The organism is Nonomuraea sp. NPDC049421 (assembly GCF_040677005.1).
Classification (GTDB): Bacteria; Actinomycetota; Actinomycetes; order Streptosporangiales; family Streptosporangiaceae; genus Nonomuraea; species Nonomuraea salmonea.
Genome location: NZ_JBFAQA010000002.1, coordinates 179,476 through 205,248 on the forward strand (window position 1 = coordinate 179,476; position 25,773 = coordinate 205,248).

At 73.5% G+C, this 25,773-nt stretch carries 24 protein-coding genes and 1 pseudogene; 14 read left to right on the plus strand and 11 right to left on the minus strand.

Annotated elements, in window-relative coordinates; translation table 11 throughout:
- Nucleotides 1-91: 91 nt before the first annotated feature.
- Nucleotides 92-1,354 carry an NAD(P)/FAD-dependent oxidoreductase gene (locus AB0K18_RS04440; RefSeq protein WP_364909679.1) on the minus strand — a complete coding sequence of 421 codons (1,263 nt, stop codon included), beginning with the start codon at nt 1,352-1,354 and terminating at the stop codon, nt 92-94.
- A 130-nt stretch (nt 1,355-1,484) separates the two neighbouring features.
- On the opposite strand from AB0K18_RS04440, the gene AB0K18_RS04445 reads away from it, so the two are divergent.
- Nucleotides 1,485-2,282: an MBL fold metallo-hydrolase gene (locus AB0K18_RS04445; protein WP_364909681.1), complete on the plus strand. Its 798-nt coding sequence runs from the start codon at nt 1,485-1,487 to the stop codon at nt 2,280-2,282.
- A gap of 3 nt (nt 2,283-2,285) precedes the next feature.
- Here AB0K18_RS04445 and AB0K18_RS04450 read toward each other — a convergent pair whose 3' ends face one another.
- A complete protein-coding gene (locus AB0K18_RS04450; protein ID WP_364909684.1) occupies nt 2,286-2,717 on the minus strand; it encodes a MerR family transcriptional regulator in 432 nt (143 codons plus the stop codon).
- Between the two features lie 37 nt (nt 2,718-2,754).
- Here AB0K18_RS04450 and AB0K18_RS04455 point away from each other — a divergent pair.
- A pseudogene (locus AB0K18_RS04455) lies at nt 2,755-3,222 on the plus strand (class I SAM-dependent methyltransferase); the annotation flags it as partial.
- A gap of 54 nt (nt 3,223-3,276) precedes the next feature.
- Here AB0K18_RS04455 and AB0K18_RS04460 read toward each other — a convergent pair.
- Nucleotides 3,277-4,398 carry a helix-turn-helix domain-containing protein gene (locus AB0K18_RS04460; RefSeq protein ID WP_364909686.1) on the minus strand — a complete coding sequence of 374 codons (1,122 nt, stop codon included), beginning with the start codon at nt 4,396-4,398 and terminating at the stop codon, nt 3,277-3,279.
- Between the two features lie 96 nt (nt 4,399-4,494).
- On the opposite strand from AB0K18_RS04460, the gene AB0K18_RS04465 reads away from it, so the two are divergent.
- Entirely contained in the window at nt 4,495-5,391 is an 897-nt protein-coding gene (locus AB0K18_RS04465; protein WP_364909688.1) for an alpha/beta hydrolase, read from the plus strand.
- 36 nt (nt 5,392-5,427) lie between these two features.
- Here AB0K18_RS04465 and AB0K18_RS04470 read toward each other — a convergent pair whose 3' ends face one another.
- Nucleotides 5,428-6,411: a helix-turn-helix domain-containing protein gene (locus AB0K18_RS04470; RefSeq protein WP_364909690.1), complete on the minus strand. Its 984-nt coding sequence runs from the start codon at nt 6,409-6,411 to the stop codon at nt 5,428-5,430.
- Nucleotides 6,412-6,539: 128 nt separating this feature from the next.
- Here AB0K18_RS04470 and AB0K18_RS04475 point away from each other — a divergent pair, with 128 nt between their 5' ends.
- Nucleotides 6,540-6,815 (plus strand): cupin domain-containing protein, encoded by a 276-nt coding sequence (locus tag AB0K18_RS04475; protein WP_364909693.1) that lies wholly within the window; start codon nt 6,540-6,542, stop codon nt 6,813-6,815.
- On the opposite strand, the gene AB0K18_RS04480 is transcribed toward AB0K18_RS04475, so the two are convergent.
- Nucleotides 6,800-7,186, minus strand: coding sequence for a nitroreductase family deazaflavin-dependent oxidoreductase (locus tag AB0K18_RS04480; protein ID WP_364909695.1), 387 nt, complete (start codon nt 7,184-7,186; stop codon nt 6,800-6,802). The two genes, AB0K18_RS04475 and AB0K18_RS04480, sit on opposite strands and share 16 nt — an antisense overlap.
- 96 nt (nt 7,187-7,282) lie before the next feature.
- On the opposite strand from AB0K18_RS04480, the gene AB0K18_RS04485 reads away from it, so the two are divergent.
- From AB0K18_RS04485 to AB0K18_RS04510, 6 genes are all read left to right on the plus strand, one after another.
- The gene (locus tag AB0K18_RS04485) at nt 7,283-7,930 is read left to right on the plus strand and encodes a TetR/AcrR family transcriptional regulator (protein WP_364909698.1); all 648 of its coding nucleotides are present in this window, start codon (nt 7,283-7,285) and stop codon (nt 7,928-7,930) included.
- A 36-nt stretch (nt 7,931-7,966) separates the two neighbouring features.
- Nucleotides 7,967-9,271, plus strand: a complete 1,305-nt coding sequence (locus tag AB0K18_RS04490) for an aspartate aminotransferase family protein (RefSeq protein WP_364909701.1) — start codon at nt 7,967-7,969, stop codon at nt 9,269-9,271.
- A 139-nt stretch (nt 9,272-9,410) separates the two neighbouring features.
- Nucleotides 9,411-10,739: a cytosine permease gene (locus AB0K18_RS04495; protein WP_364909705.1), complete on the plus strand. Its 1,329-nt coding sequence runs from the start codon at nt 9,411-9,413 to the stop codon at nt 10,737-10,739.
- 35 nt (nt 10,740-10,774) lie between these two features.
- Nucleotides 10,775-12,334: a hydantoinase/oxoprolinase family protein gene (locus AB0K18_RS04500; protein WP_364909708.1), complete on the plus strand. Its 1,560-nt coding sequence runs from the start codon at nt 10,775-10,777 to the stop codon at nt 12,332-12,334.
- Nucleotides 12,335-12,339: 5 nt separating this feature from the next.
- Nucleotides 12,340-13,404, plus strand: coding sequence for a DUF917 domain-containing protein (locus tag AB0K18_RS04505; protein WP_364909710.1), 1,065 nt, complete (start codon nt 12,340-12,342; stop codon nt 13,402-13,404).
- Nucleotides 13,401-14,516: a DUF917 domain-containing protein gene (locus AB0K18_RS04510; RefSeq protein ID WP_364909713.1), complete on the plus strand. Its 1,116-nt coding sequence runs from the start codon at nt 13,401-13,403 to the stop codon at nt 14,514-14,516. Before AB0K18_RS04505 ends, AB0K18_RS04510 begins: the two co-directional genes overlap by 4 nt.
- On the opposite strand, the gene AB0K18_RS04515 is transcribed toward AB0K18_RS04510, so the two are convergent.
- A complete protein-coding gene (locus AB0K18_RS04515; RefSeq protein WP_364909716.1) occupies nt 14,503-15,756 on the minus strand; it encodes an MFS transporter in 1,254 nt (417 codons plus the stop codon). The genes AB0K18_RS04510 and AB0K18_RS04515 overlap by 14 nt on opposite strands.
- A complete protein-coding gene (locus AB0K18_RS04520) occupies nt 15,753-16,355 on the minus strand; it encodes a helix-turn-helix domain-containing protein (RefSeq protein ID WP_364909719.1) in 603 nt (200 codons plus the stop codon). Before AB0K18_RS04520 ends, AB0K18_RS04515 begins: the two co-directional genes overlap by 4 nt.
- 155 nt (nt 16,356-16,510) lie before the next feature.
- On the opposite strand from AB0K18_RS04520, the gene AB0K18_RS04525 reads away from it, so the two are divergent.
- Together AB0K18_RS04525 and AB0K18_RS04530 are read left to right on the plus strand one after the other, a co-directional pair.
- Nucleotides 16,511-17,581: a DUF917 domain-containing protein gene (locus tag AB0K18_RS04525; RefSeq protein ID WP_364909721.1), complete on the plus strand. Its 1,071-nt coding sequence runs from the start codon at nt 16,511-16,513 to the stop codon at nt 17,579-17,581.
- Complete coding sequence (locus AB0K18_RS04530; protein ID WP_364909724.1) at nt 17,578-19,158, plus strand: helix-turn-helix domain-containing protein; 1,581 nt, start codon at nt 17,578-17,580, stop codon at nt 19,156-19,158. The genes AB0K18_RS04525 and AB0K18_RS04530 overlap by 4 nt, the downstream gene beginning before the upstream one ends.
- On the opposite strand, the gene AB0K18_RS04535 is transcribed toward AB0K18_RS04530, so the two are convergent.
- The gene (locus AB0K18_RS04535) at nt 19,139-19,966 is read right to left on the minus strand and encodes an alpha/beta hydrolase (protein WP_364909726.1); all 828 of its coding nucleotides are present in this window, start codon (nt 19,964-19,966) and stop codon (nt 19,139-19,141) included. The genes AB0K18_RS04530 and AB0K18_RS04535 overlap by 20 nt on opposite strands.
- A 146-nt stretch (nt 19,967-20,112) precedes the next feature.
- Entirely contained in the window at nt 20,113-21,081 is a 969-nt protein-coding gene (locus AB0K18_RS04540) for a YafY family protein (RefSeq protein ID WP_364909729.1), read from the minus strand.
- A gap of 95 nt (nt 21,082-21,176) precedes the next feature.
- Here AB0K18_RS04540 and AB0K18_RS04545 point away from each other — a divergent pair, with 95 nt between their 5' ends.
- The gene (locus AB0K18_RS04545; RefSeq protein ID WP_364909732.1) at nt 21,177-21,572 is read left to right on the plus strand and encodes a VOC family protein; all 396 of its coding nucleotides are present in this window, start codon (nt 21,177-21,179) and stop codon (nt 21,570-21,572) included.
- 70 nt (nt 21,573-21,642) lie between these two features.
- Here AB0K18_RS04545 and AB0K18_RS04550 read toward each other — a convergent pair whose 3' ends face one another.
- The gene (locus tag AB0K18_RS04550; RefSeq protein ID WP_364909735.1) at nt 21,643-21,858 is read right to left on the minus strand and encodes a hypothetical protein; all 216 of its coding nucleotides are present in this window, start codon (nt 21,856-21,858) and stop codon (nt 21,643-21,645) included.
- Between the two features lie 19 nt (nt 21,859-21,877).
- Between AB0K18_RS04550 and AB0K18_RS04555 the strand changes: the two genes are divergently transcribed.
- Nucleotides 21,878-22,306, plus strand: coding sequence for a hypothetical protein (locus AB0K18_RS04555; protein WP_364909737.1), 429 nt, complete (start codon nt 21,878-21,880; stop codon nt 22,304-22,306).
- On the opposite strand, the gene AB0K18_RS04560 is transcribed toward AB0K18_RS04555, so the two are convergent.
- A complete protein-coding gene (locus tag AB0K18_RS04560) occupies nt 22,275-25,721 on the minus strand; it encodes a glycoside hydrolase N-terminal domain-containing protein (protein WP_364909739.1) in 3,447 nt (1,148 codons plus the stop codon). The two genes, AB0K18_RS04555 and AB0K18_RS04560, sit on opposite strands and share 32 nt — an antisense overlap.
- Between the last annotated feature and the right edge of the window lie 52 nt (nt 25,722-25,773).

Here is a 25,773-nt window from a genome sequence, read left to right on the forward strand (position 1 = left end):
ACCAGGGTCGCGATCAAGACGCGCGGTGCCTCGCCGGACCCCTTCGCTGACCTGTGGCGATACGGCTACGCCTGACGCAGGCCGATGAAACTTACATCGCGGGGGAGCGGGGCCGCACGCGCGACGGCAGGTCGGCCAGCACGGCGTCCGCGGCGCGCCGGCCGGACACCAGGGCGCCCTGCAGCGAGCCGGTGTCGCGGTGGTCGCCGCACACGTACCGGCCGGCGCGCAGGCGCACCGGCTTGCGCAGGGGGTGCGGCGGCGGCATCGCGGGCAGCGCGGCCGGGATCGGGTAGGTGGCGATGTGCTCCCAGCCGGACGTGCCGCCGTAGATCTCGCCCAGCCGCCGCAGGACCGTACGCTCGTCCACGTCCAGGCCGAGCACCGAGGTGGACACCAGCGCCCGCCCGTCCAGCGAGTACTCCGGCGCCGCGTCGGTGACGACGAGTGTGTCGGTGATGACGCCGGTGGCGTCCACGATCTGGGTCGCCTCGCCCATCGGCGAACGGGGAGCGGCGTGGTAGAAGGTGGTCACCGCGCGCATCGGCGGCGCCTCGATCTCCTCCAGCAGCCGTGCGGCCGTGTGCGGGTCGGCGGCCACGACGACGGCCGGGCCGCTGATCGCGGTGCCGTCCGCGAGCCGCACCCCGCCGTCCGTCACCTCCTCCACCCGCGCGCCGAGCGTGACGGTGCCGGGCGGCAGCCGGTCGGCCAGCCGGCGGGGGATCTCGCCCATGCCGTGCGCGGGCAGGCCGATGGTGCCGCGTGCGAACGACCGCCACAGCAGGTGGAAGACCCGGCTGGACGTCTCCAGCTCGCGTTCGAGCAGCACGCCGGCCAGGAAGGGACGCATCAGGCAGTCGATCATCTTGGGGGACATGCCCCAGGCACGCAGCTCCTCGTCGGTACGCCGCTCGGCCCCTTTGCGCAGCACCGAGGCGGGCAGGGCGAGGTCGCGGCCGGTGACGGCGGACAGCACGGCCTTGTCCTTGAGCGTCCCGACCCCGGCCATCAGCGCGCTGAACGCGTGCCCCGGGTGCCGCCACGGCAGCATCACCCGGGCCTCGGCGGTCCTGCCCCGCACGATCACCCCGGAGGAGAACGGGCGCAGGTCGAGCGCGTCGATGTCGAGGACGCGGCGGGCCTCGGGGTAGGAGCTGATGAACACCTGGTAGCCGCGGTCCAGCCGGAACCCGTCCACGAGGTCCGTACGCACCCGGCCGCCGACCCCGTCGGACGCCTCCAGGACCCGCACCGGCACCCCGGCCTCGTGGAGACGGAGGGCGCAGGCGAGTCCCGCCATCCCGGCGCCGACGACGATGACGGGCTCTCGCGTTCCCCGGTCGCTGTCCATGCGGGGCCTCTGCCCGCGCGTGCCGCCCTCCAACATCCCCTTACGAATCTACAATGTAAAGGCGCCGGGCTGGTGGTGCACCTCATTCTCTCCACCCTTCAAAGGCCGACGATTGGGAAGACCTCCCTTCATGGGGGAGATTCCGCGTCAGGAGAGCGCCGTCATGGTGGTGGGCGGGCCGACCGTCGTCCTCGATCTGGGCGGGCTGCGGATCGTGAGCGATCCGACGTTCGACGACCCTGGTCCGCACGGCTACCTCACCAAGGTCGAGGGACCCGCGGTCGGCGAGGACCGGCTGGGGCCGGTGGACCTGGTGCTGGTCAGCCATGACGTCCATCCCGACAACCTGGACGACCGGGGACGCGCGTTCGCGCAGGCGGCGCCGCTGGTGCTGACCACGCGCGGGGCGAGCGAGCGGCTGGGCGGTGGTGCGGTGGGGCTGGCGGCGTGGGAGAGCCGGTCGGTGCCGCGTCCGGGCGGTGGTGAGCTGGTGGTGACGGCGGTGCCCGCGGTGCACGGGCCTGAGGACGGGGAGCGGGACGCCGACGGGTTCGTGAACTGTGAGGTGGTCGGGTTCGTGCTGGAGGGTGCGGGGTTGCCGACCGTGCATGTCAGCGGGGACAACGCGTCGATCCGCGTCGTGGTGCAGGTGGCGCGGCGGTTTCCGGCGGTGGACGTGGCGGTGTTGCATGCGGGGGCGGCGCGGGTGGCGGGCAAGTTCCGTGACCGGCCGTTGAGTCTGGACGGCGTGCGTACGGCGGCGGCCGCCGCGATCCTGGGCGCTCCGCGGGTCGTTCCCGCGCACTACGACGGGTGGGCGCACTTCAGTGAGGGGGCGGATGATCTGGTGAGGGCGTTCGACGAGGCCGGCTTGTCGTCGCGTCTTCACCTGGCCGCGCATGGCGCCTGGGTCCCGTTGGCCGATTGAGCGTCAGGTCGTGTGGGCGCGTTGGTGGGCCTCTTCGAGGGTGGCGCCTTCGAGGAGGGCGGTGATGCCGCCGGCGAAGCGGGGGCAGTCGGTGATGTGCTCGTGGGAGCAGGCCAGGCCGTGTTCGACGGCGGTGCGGGCCGCCTGGGCCTGGGCGATGCGGTGGTCGAGCTCGGTGAGTTTGCGTTGGTAGAGCTCGCGCCAGCCGTCGGAGGTGCGGGCGGAGGTGAAGGTGGCGATCTCTTGGAGGGTGAAGCCGACGCCGCGGAGCAGGAGCACGAGGCCGACCTGTTCGACGGCTGACGGTGGGTAGCGGCGGCGGCCTGAGACGCGGGTGGGGGCGGGGAGCACGCCGAGTTCTTCCCAGTAGCGCAGGGCGGAGGTGGCGACGCCGGTGTGGCTCGCCAGTTCGCCGATGGTCAGGTGCCGGGGCATTTGACGTCAAGCGTACTTGAAGTCGTTGACTTCGTTCATGGCGACTTTCAGGGATCGGGTGATCGCGGCGCTGGTGAGTCAGGCGCATCGCCCTCGGGGTGTGGTCGGGTGGTTGGAGGGGGCGCTGTTCGCGTACCGGCCTTCCAACAGGCGGCGGAATCGGTGGGCGGTGTCGTTGCTGGACGTGCGGCCTGCCGAGCGGGTGCTGGAGATCGGGTTCGGGCCTGGGGTGGCGATCGCGGAGCTCGCGCGTCGTGGCGGCCGGGTGTTCGGGGCCGATCATTCGGCGACGATGATGCGGCAGGCGGCGTGGCGTAACGCCGCCGCCGTGCGTGCCGGTCGGGTGCGGCTCGTGGTGGCTTCTGTGGAGCGGTTGCCGGATTTCGGCGGGCCGCTCGATGTGATCCTCGCTGTGAACAGTGTGGGGTTCTGGCCTGAGCCGGTGGATCGGCTGCGTGAGCTGCGGGGACGCCTCAGGCCGGGTGGGCGGATCGCGCTCGTCAGCCAGCCTCGTTGTCCCGGCGCGACTCGGGAGACGACGGCACGTGCGGCGCAGGAGCTACAGGGCTTGCTGGCTGAGGCCGGTTTCGTGGGGTTCCGGGTGGAGACCCTGGGGCTGCGTCCGCCGGTGGCCTGCGTTCTCGCCGCTGCCCCGGGTGGTGAGGAGGCGCCAGGTAGTGAGGGCCAGGTGGGCGCGCATCAGGCCGGTCGGCGTGGTGAGGTCGAGGCCGAGCGTCCGGCCGAGGTGGTCGAGGCGGCGGGCGACGCTGCTGTGGTGGAGGTGGAGGAGGTCGGCGGCGCGGCGGAGTGAGCCGGTGGCGCAGTAGGCGTCGAGGGTTTCGAGGTCTTCTGGGGCGAGGGCGGCGACGGCGGTGACGTCGGGGTTGTCGCGGGCGGCGGTTTCCGGGATGTGGGCGAGCAGGGCCACGACGCCGAGGTCGTCGTGGTGGGTGACGGGACGGCGGGTGGTGGTGAAGCGGAGGGCGGTGCGGGCTTCGTGCCAGGCGCGGGCGGGGTCGGGGGCGGTGCCGATGCCGGCGCGTACGTCCGCGGGGAAGCGGGTGGGGTCGAGGGTGGTGGCGAGGATGGCGCCGACGCCGGCGAGGGGTGCGGCTTTGACCGGGCGGGCGGGGCAGATGGCGGTGCCGATCTGGTCGAGGGGGAGTGTGGTGTGGACGGCGGCGACGTGGAGGCGCAGGCCGGGGGCGAAGCCGAGCAGGCGCAGGGCGCGGGCTCTGGCGGCCTCGTCGGTGTCGGTGCTGATGGCGAGTTCGACGAGGGCGGGGTCGGCCATGGTGGTGCGGGCGGGGCCGTAGCGTTCGACGACGGCGGCCGCCGCGATGGCGAGGCGGTCGAGGAGGAGGTCGTCGAGGGTGCGGGGGGTGTCGTGGCGTTCGAGCCAGCAGGTGCCGATCTCTTCGTCGTCGAGGAGGATGGGGGTGCTGGTGGACGGGGGCTGGGGCGGGCCGGTGACCTGTTTGCCGTCGGGGCCGAAGCGGATGGCCTGGCCGGTGCCGTGCAGGCGGATGCCGGTGACGCATTCGGCGAGGCCGGCTGAGGCGCGGGTGAGTGCGGGCAGATCGACGCGGCGGCGCATGAGGGTGTCGTAGAACATGACGACCCTGATGGCGCCTCCGGCTTGGGAGTCGAGCTGGGACAGCCGTACGGCGAGAGCCTCCACGTCTGCCAGGGTATGCGCCGTTCGGTGCGTGGGGCGGGGGTGATGTGCGACGGATGGCGGATGATGCGAAGGGGTGGGATGGCGAGGATGGCTGGCATGGATCCCGAACTCGAACCATTCATCCCGTTGTTTCCGCGCGCCGACCTGTCGGACCCGGTGGCGGAGCGGAAGAACTTCACGGCGCTGGCCACGTCGTTGCCCGCGCCCGATCTCAAGGACATGGAGGTGGCGGACCATACGGTGCCGGCCGATCCGGACGTTCCCGTGCGGGTGTATCGCCCGCGTGACGCGCAGGGCGGGATCGTGTGGCTGCACGGCGGCGGGTTCGTCATGGGCGATCTGGACACCGAGCATCCATGGGCCGGCCGGGTGGCGGAGGGGTCGGGCGCGGTGGTGATCTCGGTGGGGTACCGGCTGGCGCCGGAGCATCCGTACCCGGCGGCGCTGGACGATGTGTGGACGGTGCTGCGGTGGGCCGCCGATCATGCGGGCGAGCTGGGGTTCGACCCGGAGCGGCTGGCGGTGGGCGGTCACAGTGCGGGGGCGTGCCTGGCGGCGGCGGTGTCGTTGCGGGCGCGGGACGAGCAGGGGCCGCCGATCCGGTTCCAACTGCTGAACCAGCCGGGGCTGGATGATCGGCAGGAGACCTGGTCGGGGCGGACGTTCACCGAGACGCCCTGGATGAACCGGGACAAGGTGTCGGCGATCTGGCGGCATTATCTGGGTGGGGCGCCGGCCACGCCGTACGCGGCTCCGAGCCGGGCCGAGGATCTGTCGGGGCTGCCGGCGGCGTACATCGCGACGGCGGAGTTCGACCCGAACAGGGACGAGGCCATCGAGTACGGGCTGCGGCTGTTGCAGGCGGGGGTGCCGGTGGAGCTGCACCAGTGGGCGGGCACCTTCCACGGTTCGCAGGCGTTGCTGTCGGCCGAGGTGTCGCAGCGGCAGCTCGCCGAGGCGGCGGCGGTGCTGCGCCGGGCGCTGGCTCGCTGACGTTCGTGTCTGGCCGCCGTAGCGCATGGCGGGTTCTCAAGGGGCCGGCTCTTCGGCAGGGGCCGGTCCCTTCGTGGTGCGGCCGCGGAAGGCGCGGCGGTAGGCGCCGGGGGTGGTGCCGAGTGCGGTGTGGAAGCGGCGGCGTAGGTTGGTGGCCGAGGAGAGTCCTGAGCGGCGGGCGACCGCGTCGAGTGGCAGGTCGCTGGTTTCGAGCAGGTCCTGGGCGGCGGCGATGCGCTGGGCGAGCAGCCATTGGCCTGGGCTGATGCCGAGCTGGTCGATGAAGCGGCGGGTGAGGGTGCGGGCGGACTGGCCGGCGCGGGCGGCCATGGTCTCGACGGTGAGGGGTTCGGCGAGGCGGGCGGTGGCCCAGTCGAGGAGGGGTGCGAGGGTGCCGTCGATCTGGGCGGGGCGGGGTGGGGCGGTGTATTGGAGCTGGCCGCCTTCGCGGTGGGGCGGCATGACCATGGCGCGGGCGATGTGGGCGGCGTGGCGGGCGCCTTGGTCGCGGCGCACGAGGTGGATGCACAGGTCGATGCCGGCTCCCGCGCCGGCGCTGGTGGCGAGGTCGCCGTGGTCGACGTACAGGACGTCGGGGTCGACGTGGACGTGCGGGAAGCGGGTGGCGAGTTCGGCGGTCAGGCCCCAGTGGGTGGTGGCGGTGCGTCCGTCGAGGAGGCCGGCGTGGGCGAGGGCGAAGGCGCCGGAGCAGATGCTGACGAGGCGGGCGCCGCGCGCGTGGGCGCGGCGCAGCGCGTCGGTGACGGCGGGGGAGGGCGGGTCGGCGGGTGGCAGCCAGCCGGGGATGATCACGGTGTCGGTGTGGGTAAGGGCGTCGAGGCCGTCGGTGACGAGCATGTCGTAGCCGGCGCGGGTGGGGACGGGGCCGGGGTGTTCTGTGCAGACGCCGAAGGTGTACGCGGCGGGCAGCTCGGGCCGCTGGATGCCGAAGACCTGGGCGGCGCAGGCGAGCTCGAAGGTGGACTGTCCTGGGCGGACGAGGGCGGTGACGCGGTGCATGTCTGAAAAGTAGCGCGGGATGTCTTTTCTGACACTCGGCGGGGGCGGTGGGCGGCTGTCAGGGTGGGGGCATGACGACACATCAGAATTTTCCGGGGTACGTGTGGTCCTCCGTGGAGGATGCCCCGGTGCGTGAGGTGTTCCCCGGCATCCGGTTGCGCCCGTTGTGGCGTGGTGAGCGCGGGGCGGGGGCGTACGTGCTGGAGATGGACGCCGGCTCCTGCTGGGAGGGCGTGGACGTGCACGATCCTGGGCCGGAGGAGGTGTTCGTGGTCTCCGGGGTGTTCAACGACGGTGAGCGGGACTATCCGGCGGGGACGTTCATCCATGCTCCGGCGGGTTCGTCGCACGTGCCGCAGTCGGCGCAGGGGTGCACGTTGTTCCTGTTCTATCCGGAGGGCTGAGTGTCGGCGGTGTCCATGCGGAGGAACTCGGTGATGCGCAGCAGGCGGGGTGCGCGTTTGGCGCTGTCGGGCAGGTCGGGGAACGCGTCGTCGCGGCCGACGATGCGCGGGGCGGTCAGGTCGATGTCCTTGCCGTCGGCGTGTAAGCGCGCGTGGCCGGTGGCGAGGACGTTGCGCACCCAGTCCGAGCGTGAGCCGTAGACGAGGATGAACAGGTAGCCGCCGGGGACGGGGAAGGCGTCGAGCGGGGTGCGGTAGGCGCGGCCGGAGGTGCGTCCGACGTGGGTGAGCACCGGGTAGCTGCCGCGGCGGATGGACATGGGGTTGAAGATGCGCTTGTTGATGTGTCCCCACCAGAGCGGCATGGGCATGGGGGCCTCCTCAGGCTTACGAGCGTAAGGCTGCTTACAGGTGTAAGGTTGGCTTACGCTTGTAAGGCTGTCAATCCCCCCGTACCGGAGCCGCCCGTGTCACCATCGCTGAGCCGCGACCGCGTGCTGGAGGCCGCGATCAGGGTCGCCGATCGCGGTGGCCAGTCCGCCATCACGATGCGGCGGGTGGCGCAGGAGCTGGGGGTGGAGGCGATGTCGCTCTACCACCACGTGCCGAACAAGGAGGCCATGCTCGACGGCGTGGTGGACAAGGTGTTCGCCATGATCGAGCTGCCCTCCGGCGGCGGCGACTGGCGGGCGGCCATCCGGGCGCGGGCCGTGTCCGCGCGGGCGGTGCTGGGCCGGCACAGCTGGGCGCTGAGCCTGCTCGACTCCCGCCGCGACCCGGGCCCCGCGACGCTGAGCCACCACGACGCGGTGCTCGGGGTGCTGCGGGGGGCGGGCTTCTCGGTGGCGATGGCCGCGCACGCGGTCTCGGCGATCGACGCCTACGTCTACGGGTTCGTGCTGCAGGAGTCGGTCCTGCCGGTCACGACCCCCGACGACAGGGAGGAGGTCGCGGGCAACATCCTGCGGGGTGAGGCCGCGGCGCAGTGGCCGCATCTCGCCGAGCTGATCGTGGAGCACGCGCTGCGGCCCGGCTACGACTACGCCGAGGAGTTCGGTTACGGCCTCGACCTCATCCTCGACGGCCTCGAAGAGCGGCGGCGCGCCGGCGGGTGATGGACGGGCCAGGCCCGCGTCCCTACCGTCGATCACATGGCACACCAGACGCCCCCCGACCGCCACCTCATCCGCTACAGCGGCCACGCCGCGTTCTCCCCCGACGTCATCGCCCGCGCGTCGGGCACCTCGGTGTTCACCGAGAGCGGCCGGGAGCTGCTCGACTTCACCTCAGGCCAGATGAGCGCGATCCTCGGCCACTCCCATCCCGAGATCGTCGCCACCGTACGCGAGCAGATCGCCCGCCTCGACCACCTGCACAGCGCCATGCTCAGCCGCCCGGTCGTGGACCTGGCGGCGCGGCTGGCCGCGAGCGTGCCCGGCCCGCTGGACAAGGTCCTGCTGCTGACCACCGGCGCCGAGTCGAACGAGGCCGCCGTCCGCCTGGCCAAGCTGGTGACCGGCCGGCACGAGATCGTGTCGTTCGCCCGCTCGTGGCACGGCATGACGCAGGCCGCCGCGAACGCCACCTACAGCGCCGGCCGCAAGGGGTACGGCCCTGCCGCGCCGGGCAACTTCGCGCTGCCGGTGCCCGACCGGTTCCGTCCCGCCATCGTGGACGCCTCGGGCGAGCTGGACTGGCGCCGCCAGCTCGACCTGGGCTTCGACCTCATCGACGCCCAGTCGGTGGGCAGCCTGGCGGCCTGCCTGGTCGAGCCGATCCTCAGCTCGGGCGGCGTGGTCGAGCCGCCGGCCGGCTACCTGACGGCGCTGGCCGAGAAGTGCAGGGAGCGGGGGATGCTGCTGATCCTGGACGAGGCGCAGACGGGGCTGTGCCGTACCGGCGACTGGTACGCCTTCCAGCACGAGGACGTCGTGCCCGACATCCTCACCCTGTCCAAGACGCTCGGCGCGGGGCTGCCGCTGGCGGCGGTGCTGACCAGCGCGGAGATCGAGCAGCGCGCCCACGAGCGGGGCTTTCTGTTCTTCACCACCCATGTCAGCGACCCGCTGCCGGCCGCCGTCGGCAACACCGTGCTGGACGTGCTGGAGCGCGACCGGCTGGACGAGCGCGCCCGCCGGCTGGGCAAGCTGCTGCGCGGCCACCTGGAGGAGCTGGCCACGCGGCACGAGGTGGTGGGCGACGTGCGCGGGCGCGGGCTGCTGCTCGGTATGGAGCTGGTGGGCGACGACGTGCTCGGGCCGGGCGGCGCGGACCGGCTCGGCGCTGAGGTGACCCGCCGCTGCTACGAGCTGGGCCTGCACATGAACATCGTGCAGCTGCCCGGCATGGGCGGCACGTTCCGCATCGCGCCGCCACTGACCGCGGGCGAGGACGAGCTGAGCCGCGGCGCCGCCATCCTGGACGAGGCGCTCACCGGGGCCGCGCGTACGCTGTGAAGGAGCCACGACGGCCGCGACCGTGCACTATGCACAGTCGCGGCCTCCCGGCTGTGGAATGTCCACACTGACAGCCCGGCTGCCGCTTCCTACCGTTGGCGTCCAACCACAGGTCTCGCTTGAGGTAAGGGAGGTCGGCATGGCCTCGGCCGTCGGTGTCGACGATTACGCGTTGTCCAGGGTGCCCAGCGGCGCCCGCTACTCCTGGTGGTCGGTGGCCGTGCAGCGGTTCGGCCAGATCTCGGCGCTCAGCCAGTTCCTGCTGGGCGCCACGCTCGGGTTCGGGATGGGGTTCTGGCAGGCGTTCCTGGCGCTGACGCTGGGCGCGGTCATCCTCGAGGTGGTGGCGGTGTTCGTCGGCGTGATCGGCGTGCGCGAGGGGCTGTCGACCTCCATGCTGGCCCGCTGGACCGGGTTCGGCAGGGCCGGGTCGGCGGTGATCGGGCTGGCGATCGGGATCAGCCTCATCGGCTGGTTCGGCATCCAGTCGGCGGTCTCGGCGCAGGGCCTGGCGAGCCTGGTGGGCGTGCTGCCCGAGTGGGGGTGGTCGCTGGTGTTCGGGCTGCTGGTGACCGCGATCGTGCTGTGGGGGTTCGGGTCGATGGCCTGGACCGCGTACGTGACGGTGCCGGCGTTCCTCATCCTGGTCGGCTGGTCGATCATCAGTGAGCTGTCGCGGCACGACGTGGGCGCGCTGGTCGCCTCGGCGCCGCCGGGCCCGCAGCTGACCCTGTTGCAGGGCACGACGCTGGTGGCGGGCGGGTTCATCGTGGGGGCGATCGTCACCCCCGACATGACCCGGTTCAACAGGAGCGTGGCCGACGTGGTCAAGCAGACGCTGGTGGGCGTCACGCTCGGCGAGTACGTCATCGGCATGGCCGGCGTGCTGCTGGCGCACGCGGTCGGCACGAGCGAGATCACCACGATCGTCACCTCGTCGGTCGGGTGGGTCGGCATCCTCGTCATCGTCGCCGGCACCATCAAGATCAACGACTGGAACCTGTACTCCTCCGGCCTCGGCCTGGTGAACTTCGTCGGCACCGTGCTGGGCAGGAAGGTGCACCGCGGCGCCGCCACCGCCGTCATCGGCCTGCTGGGCAGCGTGCTGGCCGCGGCCGGCATCCTCGACGCGTTCGTGGACTTCCTGACGGTGCTCGGCGTCGTCTTCCCGCCGATCGCCGGGATCATGGTGGCCGAGTACTTCGTGGTGCGACGCTGGCGCGGCGAGCTTGAGCGGGCCAGGCAGCGCGGCGCGGTGCCGGAGTCGGCGCCCGGCTGGGTGCCGGCGACGCTGCTGATCTGGCTGGCCGCGGCGCTGGTGGGCCGCTTCGTGGAGGTGGGGCTCGGCAGCATCAACTCGCTGGTGCTGGCGTTCGTGCTCTACGTGGTGGCCGGGAAGCTGGGCTGGGTGCGCGGCGTGGGCTCGCACCGCACGGCCGAGGCCGTACCCGCCGGTTCGGCCGTCTGACGATCATCGACCAACGACACACAGGGGAGTTCTACGTGCGCATCGGCATCGACGTGGGCGGCACCAACACCGACGCCGTCCTGCTGGACGGGCGGCAGGTGCTGGCCGCCGTCAAGACCGGCACCACCGCCGACGTCACCTCCGGCATCGTCAGCGCCCTGCGGGGGCTGCAGGAGCAGCGGGCGTTCGACCCGGCGGACGTGCGCGCGGTGATGATCGGCACCACGCACTTCATCAACGCGCTCGTCGAGGCCCGCCGCCTGGCGCCCACCGCGGCGCTGCGGCTCAGCCTGCCCGCCGGGGCGTCGCTGCCGCCGATGGTGGACTGGCCGCAGCGGCTCATCGACGCGGTGTCGGGGCGCGCCTACCTGGTGCACGGCGGGCACGAGTTCGACGGCCGGCACATCGCCGACCTGGACGAGGCCGAGGTGCGCAAGGCCGCCGACGACATGGGGCAGGCCGGGGTGCGCAGCGTCGCGATCACGTCGGTGTTCTCGCCGGTCAACGCAGAGTTCGAGGAGCGCGCCGCCGAGATCATCGCCGAGCGGCTGCCGGGCGCGGCGGTCTCGCTGTCGCACGAGATCGGCCGGGTGGGGCTGCTGGAGCGGGAGAACGCCACCATCGTCAACGCCGCCCTGCGCGAGCTGGCCGCGCACATCGTGGACGGGCTGGCCGCCTCGGTCACGGGCGCCGGCATCACCGCGCCTCTCTACCTCAGCCAGAACGACGGCACGCTCATGGACGTCGACTTCGCCCGGCGCTACCCGGTGGCCACGTTCGCCTCAGGGCCGACGAACTCGATGCGCGGCGCGGCCGTGCTGTCCGGCCTCGACACCTGCGCGGTGGTCGACGTGGGCGGCACGACCAGCGACGTCGGGGTGCTGCGGCACGGTTTCCCCCGCGAGGCCACCACCGACGTCACCGTGGCCGGGATCAGGACGAACTTCCGCATGCCGGACGTGCTGTCGATCGGCATCGGCGGCGGCAGCCGGGTCCGCCACGACGGCGCGGTGAGCGTCGGCCCGGACAGCGTCGGCTACGAGCTGACCTCCAAGGCACTGGTGTTCGGCGGCGACACCCTGACCGCCACCGACATCGCCGTGGCCGCCGGCCGCGCCGAGATCGGCGACCCCGCCCTGGTCGCCCACATCGGCGAGGACCTGGCCGAGGCCGCGCTGCGGCGCATCGCCTCCGACGTGGCCGACGCGGTCGAGCGCATGCGCACCTCCGCCGAGCCTTTGCCCGTCGTCGCGGTCGGCGGCGGCTCGATGCTGCTGCCCGACGAGCTGGCCGGCTCCGGCACGGTGCACCGGCCGGGACACTACGCCGTCGCCAACGCCATCGGCGCCGCCATCGCGCAGATCGGCGGCGAGGTGGACCGCGTCTACGCCGTGGAGCCGGGCCGCCGCGACGCCGTCGTGGACGCCGCCAAGCAGGAGGCCGTGGACCGCGCGGTCGCGGCCGGCGCCTCGCCCTCCAGCGTGCAGATCGTGGACTTCGACGAGGTGCCGATCCCGTACCTGCCGGGCAACGCCACCCGCATCAGAGCCAAGGCCGTCGGCGAGCTGCAGCTCACCGACGCGAAGGGACGGTGACCCAGGTGAGCACGATCACCGCGGCCGATCTGGGCGACCTCGCCGTCGGCGCCGCCATCCTCGGCACCGGAGGCGGCGGCGACCCGCACATCGGCCGGCTGCTGGCCGCCTCCGCCGTCGCCGCGCACGGCCCCGTCGAGCTGTGCCCGCTGCAGGAGCTGCCGCCGGACGCGTCCGTACTGCCCGTCGCGATGATGGGCGCGCCGACCGTGATGGTGGAGAAGCTGCCCTCGACCGAGCAGGTGGCCAAGGCCACCGAGGCGCTGTCGGGCTACCTCGGGCGCGGCGTCACCCACATCGCCTGCATCGAGGCCGGCGGCGTCAACTCGCTCATCCCCGTCGTCGCCGCCGCCCAGCTCGGGCTGCCGCTGGTGGACGGCGACGGCATGGGACGCGCCTTCCCCGAGCTGCAGATGGTGCTGCCCACCCTGTACGGCGTCTCCACCACCCCCATGTCGGTCGCCGACGAGAAGGGCAACAAGGTCGTCGTGGACACCGCCGACAACCACTGGGCCGAGCGCCTGGCCCGCTCGGCCACCATCGACATGGGCTGCTCGACGATGATCGCCCTGTACGGCATGACCGGCGCCCAGGCCCGCGACTCGCTCGTGCCGGGCACGCTGAGCCTGTGCGCCGAGCTGGGCGCGCTGGTGCGCCGCTCCCGCCACGACGACCCGGTGGGGGCGGTGGCGGCGCGGCTGGGCGGGCGGCGGCTGTTCACCGGCAAGGTGGTCGACGTCGAACGCCGCACCACGACCGGTTTCGCCCGCGGCACCGCCACCCTGTCGGGCATGGACGGCGACGCAGGGCGCGAGCTGGTGCTGCGCTTCCAGAACGAGTACCTGGTCGCCGAGCTGGACGGCGAGGTGCGCGGCACCGTACCCGACCTGATCTGCACCCTCGACCGCGACAGCGGGGAGGCCGTCACCACCGAGGCGCTGCGCTTCGGGCAGCGCGTCAGCGTCATCCTCGCCCCGTGCGATCCGCGCTGGCACAGCGAGGCGGGGCTGGCGCTGGCCGGGCCGCGCTACTTCGGCTACGACCTCGACCCGGTGGGGGTGGGGCGGTGAGCCGGCTGCTGACCGAGGACGACCTGCCCGACCTGGCCCGCGGCGCGGCCCTGCTGGGCACGGGCGGCGGCGGCGACCCGTACGTGGGTCGGCTGCTGGTGCGGCAGGCGATCCGCGAGCACGGCCCGATCACCGTGCTCGACCCCGGCGACCTCGACGACGACACGCTCGTCATCCCCACCGCGCAGATGGGCGCGCCGACCGTCGTGCACGAGAAGCTGCCGCGCGGCACCGAGCCGGTCGCCGCGCTGCGCGCCCTGGAACGCCACCTCGGCCGCCCGGCGGGGGCGACCATGCCGATCGAGTGCGGCGGCATCAACTCGATGATCCCGCTGGTGGTGGCCGCCGTCACCGGGCTGCCCGTCGTGGACGCCGACGGCATGGGACGCGCCTTCCCCGAGCTGCAGATGGAGACCTTCGGCGTGTACGGGGTGCCGGGCTCGCCCATGGCGGTGGCGGGGGAGCGGGGCGAGACCACGATCATCGACACCGGCGCCGACAACCGGCGCATGGAGTGGCTGGCCAGAGGCGTGACCGTGCGGCTGGGCGGGGTGGCGCACATCGCCGAGTACGCCATGACCGGAGCGGAGGTCAAGCGGACGGCCGTGCCGCGCACGCTGTCCCTGGCGCTGGCCATCGGCCGGGCGATCCGGCAGGCCAGGCAGGCCGGCGCCGACCCCGTCGCCGCGCTCGCCGCCGCCCTGTCGGACACCCTGTACGCGCACCTGCGGGTGCTGTTCCGCGGCAAGGTGTCGGACGTGGAGCGGCGCACCGAGGCGGGCTTCGCGCGCGGGCGGGCGACCGCGGTGTCGTTCGACGGGCGGCACGAGCTGGAGCTGGCCTTCCAGAACGAGCACCTGGTGGCGCTGGTGGACGGCGAGGTGCGGTGCGTGGTGCCCGACCTGGTGTGCGTGCTGGAGTCGGAGCTGGCCGAGCCGATCACCACCGAGAACCTGCGCTACGGGCAGCGGGTGACGGTCGTCGGCATCTCCACGCCGGCCCTGATGCGCACGCCGCAGGCGCTAGAGGTGTTCGGGCCGGCGGCGTTCGGGCTGCCGCATCCGTTCACCCCGGTCGAGGAGCGCAACCCGGTCACCGTCAGCCGACCGTGACCGGCACGGCTTCGGGACGTGCGTCGGCGAGGGCCGCTTCGACGCGGCGGTTGCTGGTCATGGTCGCGGTGACGGCGGTCATGGTGAGCAGCAGGCCGGCGGCGGCGTACAGCGGGGTGCGCAGGTCGTAGGCGGTGGCCAGCCAGCCGCCGAGCACGGCGCCGAGCGGGGCGGCGCACATGGCGAGCATGCGGGAGGTGGAGGCGACGCGGCCCATCAGGTGGGCCGGGACGATGGCCTGCCGCAGCGAGGGCGCGAGCACCATGGTGGCGCCCATGCCCGCCCCGCAGACGGCGAGCGCCAGCCCGGCCACGTACGCGTTCGGCGCCGCGGCGAGACCGAGGATGGCCAGCCCTTCGATGGCGGCGGTGCAGGTCAGCGCGGTGCCGGTGCCCAGGAGCCGGCCGAGGAAGGTGGCCAGGCCCGCCCCGAGCAGGCCGCCGGCCGCTTCGGCGGTCAGCAGCAGGCCGAACCCGAACGTACCGACGCCGAGACGCTCGTGGGCGAACAGGGCCAGCACGGTCTCCACGGCGAGGAAGGCGATGTTCCCGACGGCGGGCCGCAGCGCGAGCCCGAGCAGCAGCCGATCCTTGAACACGTACGACGCGCCCGCCCGCGCCTGGCGCAGCAGCGACTCACGGGCGCCGGCGACCGGCCGCGGCACCGCGGGCAGCGACCGCACCAGCACCGCCGACACCGCGAACGACACCGCGTCCGCGACCAGCGGCACCGACCGCCCGAGCGCCAGCAGCGCACTGCCCGCCGGCGGCCCGGCGAACCCGGACGCCGCGGTCTGGGCGCCGCGCAGGCGCGCGTTGGCACGCTCCAGCCGGGCCGGGTCGCGGCCGAGCAGATCCGGCAGGTACGCCGTGGCGGCCGTGTCGAAGAACAACCCGCCCAGTGCCAGCAGGAACGCCACCACCGCCAGCAGCGGAACGGTCAGCACGCCGAACGCCGCGGCGACGGCCGGGACGGCCAGCAGCGCGGCACGCCCGGCATCCGTGATCCACATGGTGCGCCGGCGATCCCACCGGTCCACCAGCGCCCCGCCGAGCACGCCGAACAGCACCCACGGCAGCGTCCCCGCGGCCGTGACGACGGCCAGCGCCATCGGATCCCGGGTCAGCGTCAGCGCCAGCAGCGGCAGCGCGGCATGCGTCACACCGTCGCCCAGCGACGACACCGTCTGCGCCGTCCACAACCGCCCGAACCCGGCCGGCATGCTCACCTTCGCCGTCATTCCGCACTCTCCTCAGCCCGCTCAACCTGCTCGTCCTCTTCGGCCCGCTCAGGCCGGTCGCCCTCCTCATCCAGCCCGGCCCGCTCTGGCTGGGCCGGGTGGAACAGTGCGAAGACGAGCGACGTGTCGGGAAGGGACGGGTCCGACAGCGCCCGGTACTCGTCCGCCAGCGCCTCGAGGCGGGCCCCCAGCTCCGCGAACTGCTCGTCGGTGAGCCGCAGGTGCGCCATCCGCACGTGCCGCTCGCCGTCGGCGGGGGAGGCCTCAAGGTCGGCCACCGCGTTGCGCAGCAGCACGTCCGGCTGTCCCTGTCCCGGGTCCGGCAGCCGGATCGAGCGGGCGGCCATCGCGTAGTAGCGCTCGGTGACCCCGCGCACCTTCCGCGTCCGTACCACCTTCACCAGGCCGGCCCGCTCCAGGAGCCGTACATGGTAGCTGGAGCTGCCCTTGGCCAGGCCCACCCGCTGGGCGATCTGGGTGATGGTGGCCGGCTCGAAGCGGAGCACGGCCATGATCCGGTGACGCGTGAGGTTGGAGACGGCGCGGAGCTGCTCGTCGGTGGTGACGTGAAAAGTCTCAGGAAGATCGTCGGTAGGCACCGGTCAATGGTCAACGATTCTTGACCATTGCGCAAGTCGTTCAGCCCGGTGATGTCGGCGCCACCCCGGCGGAGTTACGGTCATCCCCGCTTCGACCTGCTGTTTCCGCCTGGCGGATGGCACGACGGGCGGGTCCGGTGCGGCAAGCTGGACAGATGCGCATCGAGCCGCCGGACGTGCCGGCGCTGGAGCGGGGCGTGGCGGTGCTGGGCTCCGGTGGCGGCGGGGACACCCGTACCGCCGCGCTGCTGCTGCGCCGCCGCCTGGCCGCGGGCGCGGAGGTCGTCGTGCACGCCCTGGACGCGCTGCCGCCGCAGGCGTACGTCGTGCCGGTGGGGGTCGTCGGGGCGACGCCGGTGTTCAACGAGAAGCTGCCGGGCGGGCAGGAGTTCGCCGCCGCCGTGGCCGCGGTGGAGCGGTGGACCGGCGTGCGGGCGGGCGCCGTCGCCTCCCTGGAGATCGGCGGGCTGAACGGCATGCTGCCGCTGGCCTGGGACCTGGGCCTGCCGGTCGTGGACGCCGACCTGACCGGGCGCGGCGTGCCCCGGCTCGACCAGCTCTCACTCAACGCCTGCGGCCGCCCGGTCACCCCCGTCGCGCTGGCCGAGCCGGGCGGGCAGGTGCTCGTGCAGGCCACCGGCACGGCGGCCGACCTGGAGCGTACGGTGCGGGCGTTCCTGCCGAGCGCGGGCGGGTGGGCGGCGCTGGCGCTGGCCCCGGTCCCGGCGTACGAGCTGGCCTGCTGCAGCGTCGTCGGGTCGGTGTCGGCGGCGCTTGAGCTGGGGCGGCGGCTGCTCGCGCTCGGCGAGTCGCCCGCCCCCGACCGGCTGGGCGAGGCCGGCGGGCGGGTGCTGGCGCTGGGCCGGGTGATCGAGGTGGTCCGCAGGCCGGGGCCGCGCCTGCACGGCCGCGCCGGGTTCTCTCGTGGTGGTGTCACGGTGGCCGATCACGCCACGGGAGCGCTGCTGCGGCTGGAGATGGAGAACGAATACCTGCTCGCGCTGCGCGACGGCCGGGTCGTCGCCTCGACGCCCGACGTGCTGGCGGTGCTCGACCGGCGCACCGTGACGCCGATCTCCGGCGACGCCGTGCGGGCGGGGATGGAGGTCATGGTGCTGCAGGTGCCGATCGCGCCGTTCTGGACGGATCCGGCGCGGATCGCCCTGGTCGCGCCCCGCGCGTACGGGATCGACTGCGAGCCGGTGCTGCTGGGAGGCGGGCGATGACCACCGTACGCAGGCTGCTGGCCCTGCCGGAGTGGACCGGCGCGGTACAGGTGCTGGCCGGCGAGGCCGGACTGGACGCCACGGCACGAACCGTCCGCCCTCTCGCCGACCCCGGCGCCTACACTCCCGCCGGGCCGGGCGAGGTGGTGATGGTGAGCACGCCGGTCGAGCCGGGCGACTGGCGCCTGGACGCCCTGCTCCGCCGCGTGGTGGACGCTGAAGGGGCGGCGATCCTGGTGACCGCGGCCACCCGGACCACGGATCGGCCGGCCGACATGACACCCGACGGGACGGCCGGCGGGGTGACCGGCGGGGTGGCCTATGGAACCTTGCGGTTGGCTGATCGGCTGGGAGTGCCCCTGCTCGGAGCCGCGGCCGACCCGCTTGACCTGCTGGTGGCGGCGCGGATGATGCTGGCGGAGCCGGAGATCGACCGGGCGCGGCTGGTGCTGTCGGCGCATCGCGCCTTCGACGAGCGGACACTCGCGCCCGAAGGCGTCGTCGCCCGGCTGGGCGAGCTGCTGAACGCGCCCGCCGCGCTGCTGGACGAGCGGGGCCAGCCACTGGCCGGGCAGGTACGTGAGCCGGAGGCGGTGCGGGCGCAGGAGGTGGTGCCGCAGCGGGTCCCGCTCGGCGACGGGGTCCTGCTGGCGCATCCGGCGGCGCTGCCGGGGGCGCCGCGGCCGGCGTTCTGGCTGGTGGTGGAGTTGCGGGGGACGGCGGCCGCGCGGGCGGACGTGGTGCCGGCGGCGCTGTCGGTGGCGGCCTCGGCGGTGCAGCGCTGGCTGCTCAGCCACCGGCTGGAGCTGGAACGGGACGCGCGCTCGCGTTCGGCGCTGCTGGGCGACCTGCTCCGGCTGGACGGCGAGCCGTCGGCGCAGCTGCGCAGGCGGGCGGCCGACGCGGGCTGGCAGCTCGGCGGCTGGCACGTCGGCCTGCGCATCGGGGCGCCGCCGGGGCTGGACACGGTGGCGTCCACGGCGCAGGTCACCCGCGTGCTGCGCGGCGAGGGCGTGGACGCGGTGGTCGTCGAGCACGGCGACGGCTGGACGGGGTGGACCACGTTCGCGCAGGAGCCCACCGCCGCTCGCGTGCACGCGCTGGCCGACACCCTGCGCGCCGCGAACCGGGCCCTGCCCCGCTCGGCCGGCGCCCACATGGGGGTGGGCCGCCCGCACCCCGGCACGAGCGGCCTGATCAGCACGGTCGCGGAGGCCGCCGACGCCGCCCGGCTGGCCGCCACCCGTCCTGAGGCGGGCTTCTTCCTGCAGGTGGACCAGCTCGGGATGGCGCAGCTGCTGCTGGAGTGGGCGCGTACCGACACCTTCGAACCGGCCGCCCGCGCCCTGCTCGCGCCCCTGCGCGACCAGCCGGGCGACCTCATCCGCACACTGTCGGCCTACCTGGACGCCGAGTCGTCGATCGCGGAGACGGCGGCGGTGCTGGGAGTGCACCGCAACACGGTGGCCGCCCGCATCCAGCGGGTGGAGCGGCTGCTGGGCATCGACCTGCGCCACCGCGACGAACGCCTGGCCCTGCACCTGGCCTGCCGCACGGTCAGCGGGCCGGCTCGCTGAGCACCTCCTTCAGGCGGGCGGCGAAGGCGCGTGGATGCGTGAGGTTGCCGTTGTGGCCACCGGGGAACTCGGCCGGCTGGGTGCCGAGCAGGGCGGCCAGCTCCTGGGCGCAGCGGCGGTCGAAGGCGGCGGGCGGCGTGGTGCGGCCGACGGCGGGCACGATGCGGGCGCCGGTTGAGGCCAGGCCGCCGACCCGGAGGGTGTCGCCGATGACGGCGGTGAAGTCGTGTTCGAGGAAGAAGCCGAAGTCGGCGATCCTCTGGGGGGTCATGGGGTGCGGGGTGCGGCCGGGTTCGGCGTCGGGGGTGGCGGGGTCGATGCCCAGGGCCTCGGTGATGGCCTTGAGCGCGGGGGTGAGCCCTTCGCGGCGGTAGAGCCGCTGGATGCTGGCGAGCTCGGCGAGGTGGCGGGTGCGCTCGGCCGGTGGGAGGAGGCCGGGGGACACCGGTTCGTGGGCGATGAGGGTGGCGATCTGGCCGGGGTGGTCGAGGACCAGGTGAAGCCCGATGGCGGCGCCCATGCTGCAGCCGAGGATCGCCGCCGGCCGGTCGGTGAGCGCGGCCAGCAGGTGGTGGACGTCGTCGGCGTGCTGCCTCAAGGGGACGGGACGGGGGCGGTCGAGGGCGCTGCGGGACAGGCCGCGCCGATCGTAGGTGATGACGGTGTAGCTGTCGACCAGGTGATCGGCCAGGTCGGTGCTGCGGCGGGCGTCGCCCTCGCCGCTTTGGGAGATGAGCAGGGCGGGCCCGGTGCCGCGCACCTCGTAGTGCAGCGTGGCGCCGGGGACGGGCAGGTGGCCGGTGGTCATGGTGGTCCTCTTCGTCGGGAGTGCGAAGACCGACCTTAATCCATCAAACTTGATATATCAAAACTGATGGATTCTTGTGCGTCGAACAACGTGCCGATCATGGTGAGAAACGGCGGGCGGGGGCCCTCGCCCGGCGGATGAGGTGCTTACCCGGGCCGGCCTGTGGGTTTCCGCTCGGCCGACTGAGTGAGGCGGTCGGCGAGCGCGATGACGAGGTCGCGGAGCGCGGCGGGCTGCTCGACGGCGAAGGGCAGGTCGAGTGCGGCCAGGACGGGAGGCAACTCGTCGAGGTGGTCGGCGTGGAGCTCGACGCGGGACCAGCCGTCCTGCGGGGATTCGGTGACGAGGGCGAAGCCGGGCGGCAGGCGGGTGTGGACCTGGGCGGCGGTGCCCTGGATGTGCAGGATGACGTGGTGCCGGTGCGGGGCGGTGGCGAGCCTGGTGAGCAGGTCTTGGGCCGGGTCCTGGAGGCCGGCGGGTGGGGTGAAGGCGCCGGGCCGGGTGGTGGCCTGGGCGATGCGGTCGAGGCGGAACGTGCGCTCTTCGCCGATGGCGGGGTCGGTGCCGGTGACGTACCACTTGCGGTTGTGGGTGACCAGGCCGTGGGGGTGGAGGGCGCGTTCGCTGCGGTGACCGTCGGCGGTGGTGTAGCGGATGGTGACGGGGCGGTGGTGGCTGACGGCGTCGGCGAGGGTGAGCAGGACACCGGTGTCGGGCGCGGCGGCGGGCCGGGCCGGGGTGGTGAAGGCGAGGGTGCCGAGAAGGGTGTCGAGCCGGTCGGCGAGGCGTCTGGGCAGGACGCGGCGGATCTTCGCGGTGGCGGTCTCCGAGGCCGTGCCGGTGCCCTGCGCGGTGATGAGGCCGAGCAGGACGGCCAGCGCCTCGTCGTCGGTGAGCATGAGGGGCGGCAGGCGGTAGCCGGGGGTGAGGCGGTAGCCGCCGTGGCGGCCGCGTACGGACTCGACCGGGATGTCGAGGTCGATGAGGTGGTCGATGTAGCGGCGCACGGTGCGTTCGTTGACGCCGAGGCGATCGGCCAGCTCGGTCACGGTGCGGGTACCGCCCCCCTGAAGGAGCTCCAGGAGGGTGAGGACGCGGGTGGTGGGTCGCGGCATGTTCTCAAGTCTGCTGTAGATACCGGGCGGGTTCTGCCCGGTATCGGGTCTAGCTTGTGGGGTGTTCGCGATCGACTGATCAGCAGGGAGCTGTCATGGATTTCATCTCGACCCGGATCATCACCGCCGACGTGGCGCGGCTGGTGGGTTTCTACGAGCAGGTCACGGGGGTGCGGGCGGCGTGGGCGAACGAGGACTTCGCGGAGCTCAGGACGGCCACGGGGACGCTGGCGATCGGCGGGGTGCGTACGGTCGCGTTGTTCGCCCCTAACTCGGCGCGCCCGGCCGAGAACCGCAGCGTCATCGTCGAGTTCCTGGTGGACGACGTGGACGCGACGTTCAAGGGCCTGCCTGAGGAGGCCGACGTGGTGAACGAGCCGAAGACGATGCCGTGGGGCAACCGTTCGCTGCTCGTCCGGGACCCCGACGGCAACCTGGTGAACTTCTTCACCCCGGTCACCGACGCCGCCCGGCGGCGGTTCGGCCGGTAACGGTCAGGGGGTGGCGAGGCGGCGGGCGGCGTGGACGACGGCGGCGCGGCGGCGAGCGGCCTCGGCGCCGTCATCGAGGCCGCTCGCCGGAGTCACCGGAGCCGCCGGAGTCACCGGAGCCGCCGGAGCCGCCGGAGCCGCCGGAGCCGCCGGGGTCGCCGGGGTGGCCGGGATTGCCGGTGAGCATGCGGGCGATCTGCGGGGCCGCCGACCAGTAGCTGGCCAGGGACATCACCAGGAACATCAGGTGGCTGCTGCTGGAGCGCGGCCACCACGTGGCCGCCACCGGCCGCAACGAGGCGCGGATGAAGACGTTCCTGGAGGAGGCCGGTCATCCCGGCCGGCTGCTCGGCCTCATCGCCGACGCCGCCGACTGGCAGTACACCCGGCGGGCGGTGGCCGCGACCGTGGAGCGGTTCGGCGCGCTGCACGGCGCGGTGGCCAAGCCGCGTCACCTCGGCCGACCACGTGCGCGGCGGCCGCGTCCCGCTGGCCGAGGGCGACCCCGAGCCGAGCCGGCGGAGAACCTGCGCCTGCACGCCATCCACCGCGGCGTCGGCGTCACCCTGGTCAACCCCGGCATCATCGACACGCCGTTCTGGATGGACGGTGAGGTGCCGCCGTTCGCGCTGCCGCCCGGCCCGGTGGCCGAGGCGATCTGCCACGCGCTCGGCCGGCCGGACGGGGTGGACCTCAACACGATCACCGTCCGGCCGATCGGCCGGACGGCGTGATCAGCTCACGCCAGTTTCCCACCTCCTGCGCGGTCAGGGCGCGGGCGATGATCGCGGCCCGGTCGACGCCGCCGGTCAGGCGCTGGCCGCCGTTCTGGTCGGCGCCGAACCGCAGCGGCCTGGCGGTGCAGCCGGCGATGCCGCCGGAGGTGACCTGGCCGGTGGCGGCGCGCTCGCCGTCCACGTAGAGGGTCAGCGCGCCGGTGCGGTCCAAGGTGACCACCACGTCCAGCCAGCGGCCGGTGGGCAGCGCCGCGTCCAGGGTGACGCCGGCGCCGGCGCCGATGAAGCGGACCTTGCCGTCGGGGGTGAGGTCGATGAGCACGCCGTCGGTGCCCGGGTCGCCGGACGGCTGCGCGTCGAACAACCGCCGGTAGCCGCTGCCGGCCACCTTGACCTCGGCGGCGAAGGTGGCCTCGCGCAGCAGGCCGAGCGCGGTGGGCTCGGTGGTCAGGTAGGTGCTCCCGTCCAGCAGCAGGCCGCTGCCCGACGGGGCGGTGGCGTCGTAGGCCGGGTCGCCGCCGGTGAGGGTGGCGTGGCGGCCGTTGCCCGAGGTGTCCTCCACCGTGGCGCCCTCCCGGGCGTCCCAGGCCACCACGGTCGAACCGGCGGGAGCCGGGGCGCAGGGGTCGAGGGCCAGGACGGCCGTGGCGGCGCCCTTCCACGAGCCGCCGGTGACCGCCGCGGACAGCAGGGCGGTGCGGCCGCCGTCGGCGGGGCCCGGGGTGACGGTGAACGCGGCGGTCCGCTTCCCACCGGCCGGCACGCCCGGCAGACGGCGGGTGGCCGGTGTGACCGTCCAGCCGCTCGGGGCGGTCAGCGCGACCTCGGCGGCCGGTACGGCCCGCCGCCCCGACGCCCGCACGGTCACCTCGGTCTCGAAGGCGACGCCGGGCTGGGCCGAGGCGGGCGCGTCCAGGGAGACGGCCGCCTCGTTGCGCAGCGTGTAGCTCTGCCCCGCGCGGGCGTCGAAGGTGAGGGTGTCGCCGTCGCGGCGGGCGTTCACCTCGCGGCCACGCCCGTCCACCAGCCGGTAGCGGCCCTCGATGACCGCGCTCTTGAGGCTCAGCCGGCCGGTCCTGCCCGGATGCAGGGTGACCGTGGCCGGGGCGCCGCCGGACCAGGTGGCGTCCACGGTGACGTCGCCGCGGGCGCGCAGGCCGCGTACCGAGCCGTCCTTCCACGCCGACGGCAGCGCGGGCAGGACGTGCAGCACGTCGTGCTGGCTCTGCAGCAGCATCTCGGCCATGCCCGAGGTGGCGCCGAAGTTGCCGTCGATCTGGAACGGGGGATGGGTGTCCCACAGGTTGTCCAGCGTGGAGCCCTTCAGCTGCTCGGCCAGCATGGTGTGGGCGTGGTCCCCGTCCAGCAGCCGCGCCCAGAAGTTGATCTTCCAGGCCTTGGACCAGCCGGTGCCGCCGTCGCCGCGAGCCTTGAGCGACACCTTGGCCGCCTCGGCCTCCTTCGAGCCCGGCTTGATCCCGTTGCCGGGGTGCAGCGCGTACAGGTGCGAGACGTGCCGGTGGGTGTCGGTGGGGGAGTCCCAGTCGCTCTTCCACTCCTGCAACTGCCCCCACGAGCCGATGCGCAGGCCCGGGTCGAGCTTCTTCAGCGCGGCGCGCGCCTTGGCCCTGAACTCCTCGTCCACGCCGAGCTTCTCGGCGGCGGCCACGGCGTTGCCGAGCACCTCGCCGACGATCTGCTGCGACATCGCGGCGCCCGCGGAGAAGTCGCCGTGCTCGGGGGAGTAGCTGGGGGAGACCACCAGGCTGCCGTCGCGCGGGTCGGTGTGCAGGAAGTCCAGCCAGAACTCCGCCGCCCCCTTGATCACCGGGTACGCCCGCTCGCGCAGGTAGGTCACGTCGCCGGTGAAGCGGTAGGTGTCGTACAGGTGCTGGGTGGTCCAGGCGGCGGCCTCGGGGAACCAGAACGCGGTCGCCCAGTCGTGCACCCCGGTGAAGCCGAACGGGTTGGTCTCGTTGCCCACCACCCAGCCGCCCGCCCCGTAGATGCTGCGGGCGCTCTCGCGGCCGGGCGGCATCAGCGCGGTGATGTAGCGGTCGTACGGCGCGGTCGTCTCGTGCAGGTTGGTCTGCTCGGCGAGCCAGTAGTTCATCTGCAGGTTGATGTTCACGTGGTAGTCGGCCGACCAGGGCGGGCTGGTGGAGTGGTTCCACACGCCCTGCAGATTGGCGGGCAGCACGTCGTTCTCGCGGGAGGAGGAGATGAGCAGGTAGCGGCCGTAGGCGAAGAACAGCTTCTCCAGTGCCCGGTCGGCGGGGCCGGCGCCGCCGGTGTAGTTCCTGCGCAGCTCGTCGGTCGGTACGGCCGGCATCGTCCCGCCGAGGTCGAGGCGGACCCGGTCGAACAGGGCCCGGTAGTCGGCGACGTGGGCGCGGCGCAGCGCGGCGTACCCGGCGCCGGCGGCCTCATTCACGGCCTTGTCCACGGCTTTGTCCACGGCTTTGTCCACGGCTTTGTCCACGGCTTTGTCCACGGCCTTGTCCACGGCCGCGGTCACCCGCTCGTGCGGGTCCTCGCCGCGGTAGGAGGGGTAGGTGTCGGCGTAGTCGGTGCCGGCCGACAGCACCAGCATCGCGCTGTCGGCGCCCTCGACCCGTACGGCGTCGCCCTGGTCGCTGCGGGTGCCGCCGGTCGTGATGACCTGCACCTGGGCCTCGAAGCGCATGCCGTTGTCCGCCAGCCGGCCCCGGATGGTGAGCCGGCCGCCCGCGGCGGTGACGGTCTTGTCGTCGCGCGGCGAGGTGTGGCGCAGCGTGAACGACACCTGGCCGGGCCGGTCGGCACCCAGCCGGGCCACGATGACGTCGCCGGGGTTGGAGGCGAAGTACTCGCGCTCGTGCCGGACGCCGCCCGCGGTGTAGGTGACACGGGCCACCGCCTCGGACAGGTCCAGCTCGCGCCGGTAGTCGCTCGCCTCGGCGGCGGGCAGGTCGAGGTGCAGGTCGCCGAGGGTCTGGTAGGCGCCGAAGCCGGTCTTGCGCTGGCCGAGCCTGGCGGCGACCTGCTCGGGGGACATCTTCCCCTCCCGGTCGATCTGCTCCTGGACCTCGGCGATCGCGCCCGGGCGCGGGCCGGTCCAGTTGCCGAAGTCGTAGCCGGGCGAGCCGGGGCCGCCGGTCCACAGCGTCTTCTCGTTGAACTGGATGCGCTCCGACGACACCCCGCCGAAGATCATCGCGCCCAGGGGGCCGTTGCCTATGGGCAGGGCCTGGGTCTCCCAGTCGGTGGCGGGCTCGTCGTACCAGAGGGTCAAGTCATCGGGTGTCTGCACGGTGCTCGCTTCGGGTGCGGGGCCGGCGTGCGCGGCTGCCGGCAGTGCCTGTGGCCACAGCAGCAGCGACAACGCGGTGACGAGTGCGGTGGCGTGTCGTCGTAACGGGGGGTGTGCCACGCGGGGTCCTCCGATCACATGCGGGCTTCCCCGAAGAGATAACACCGGTAAC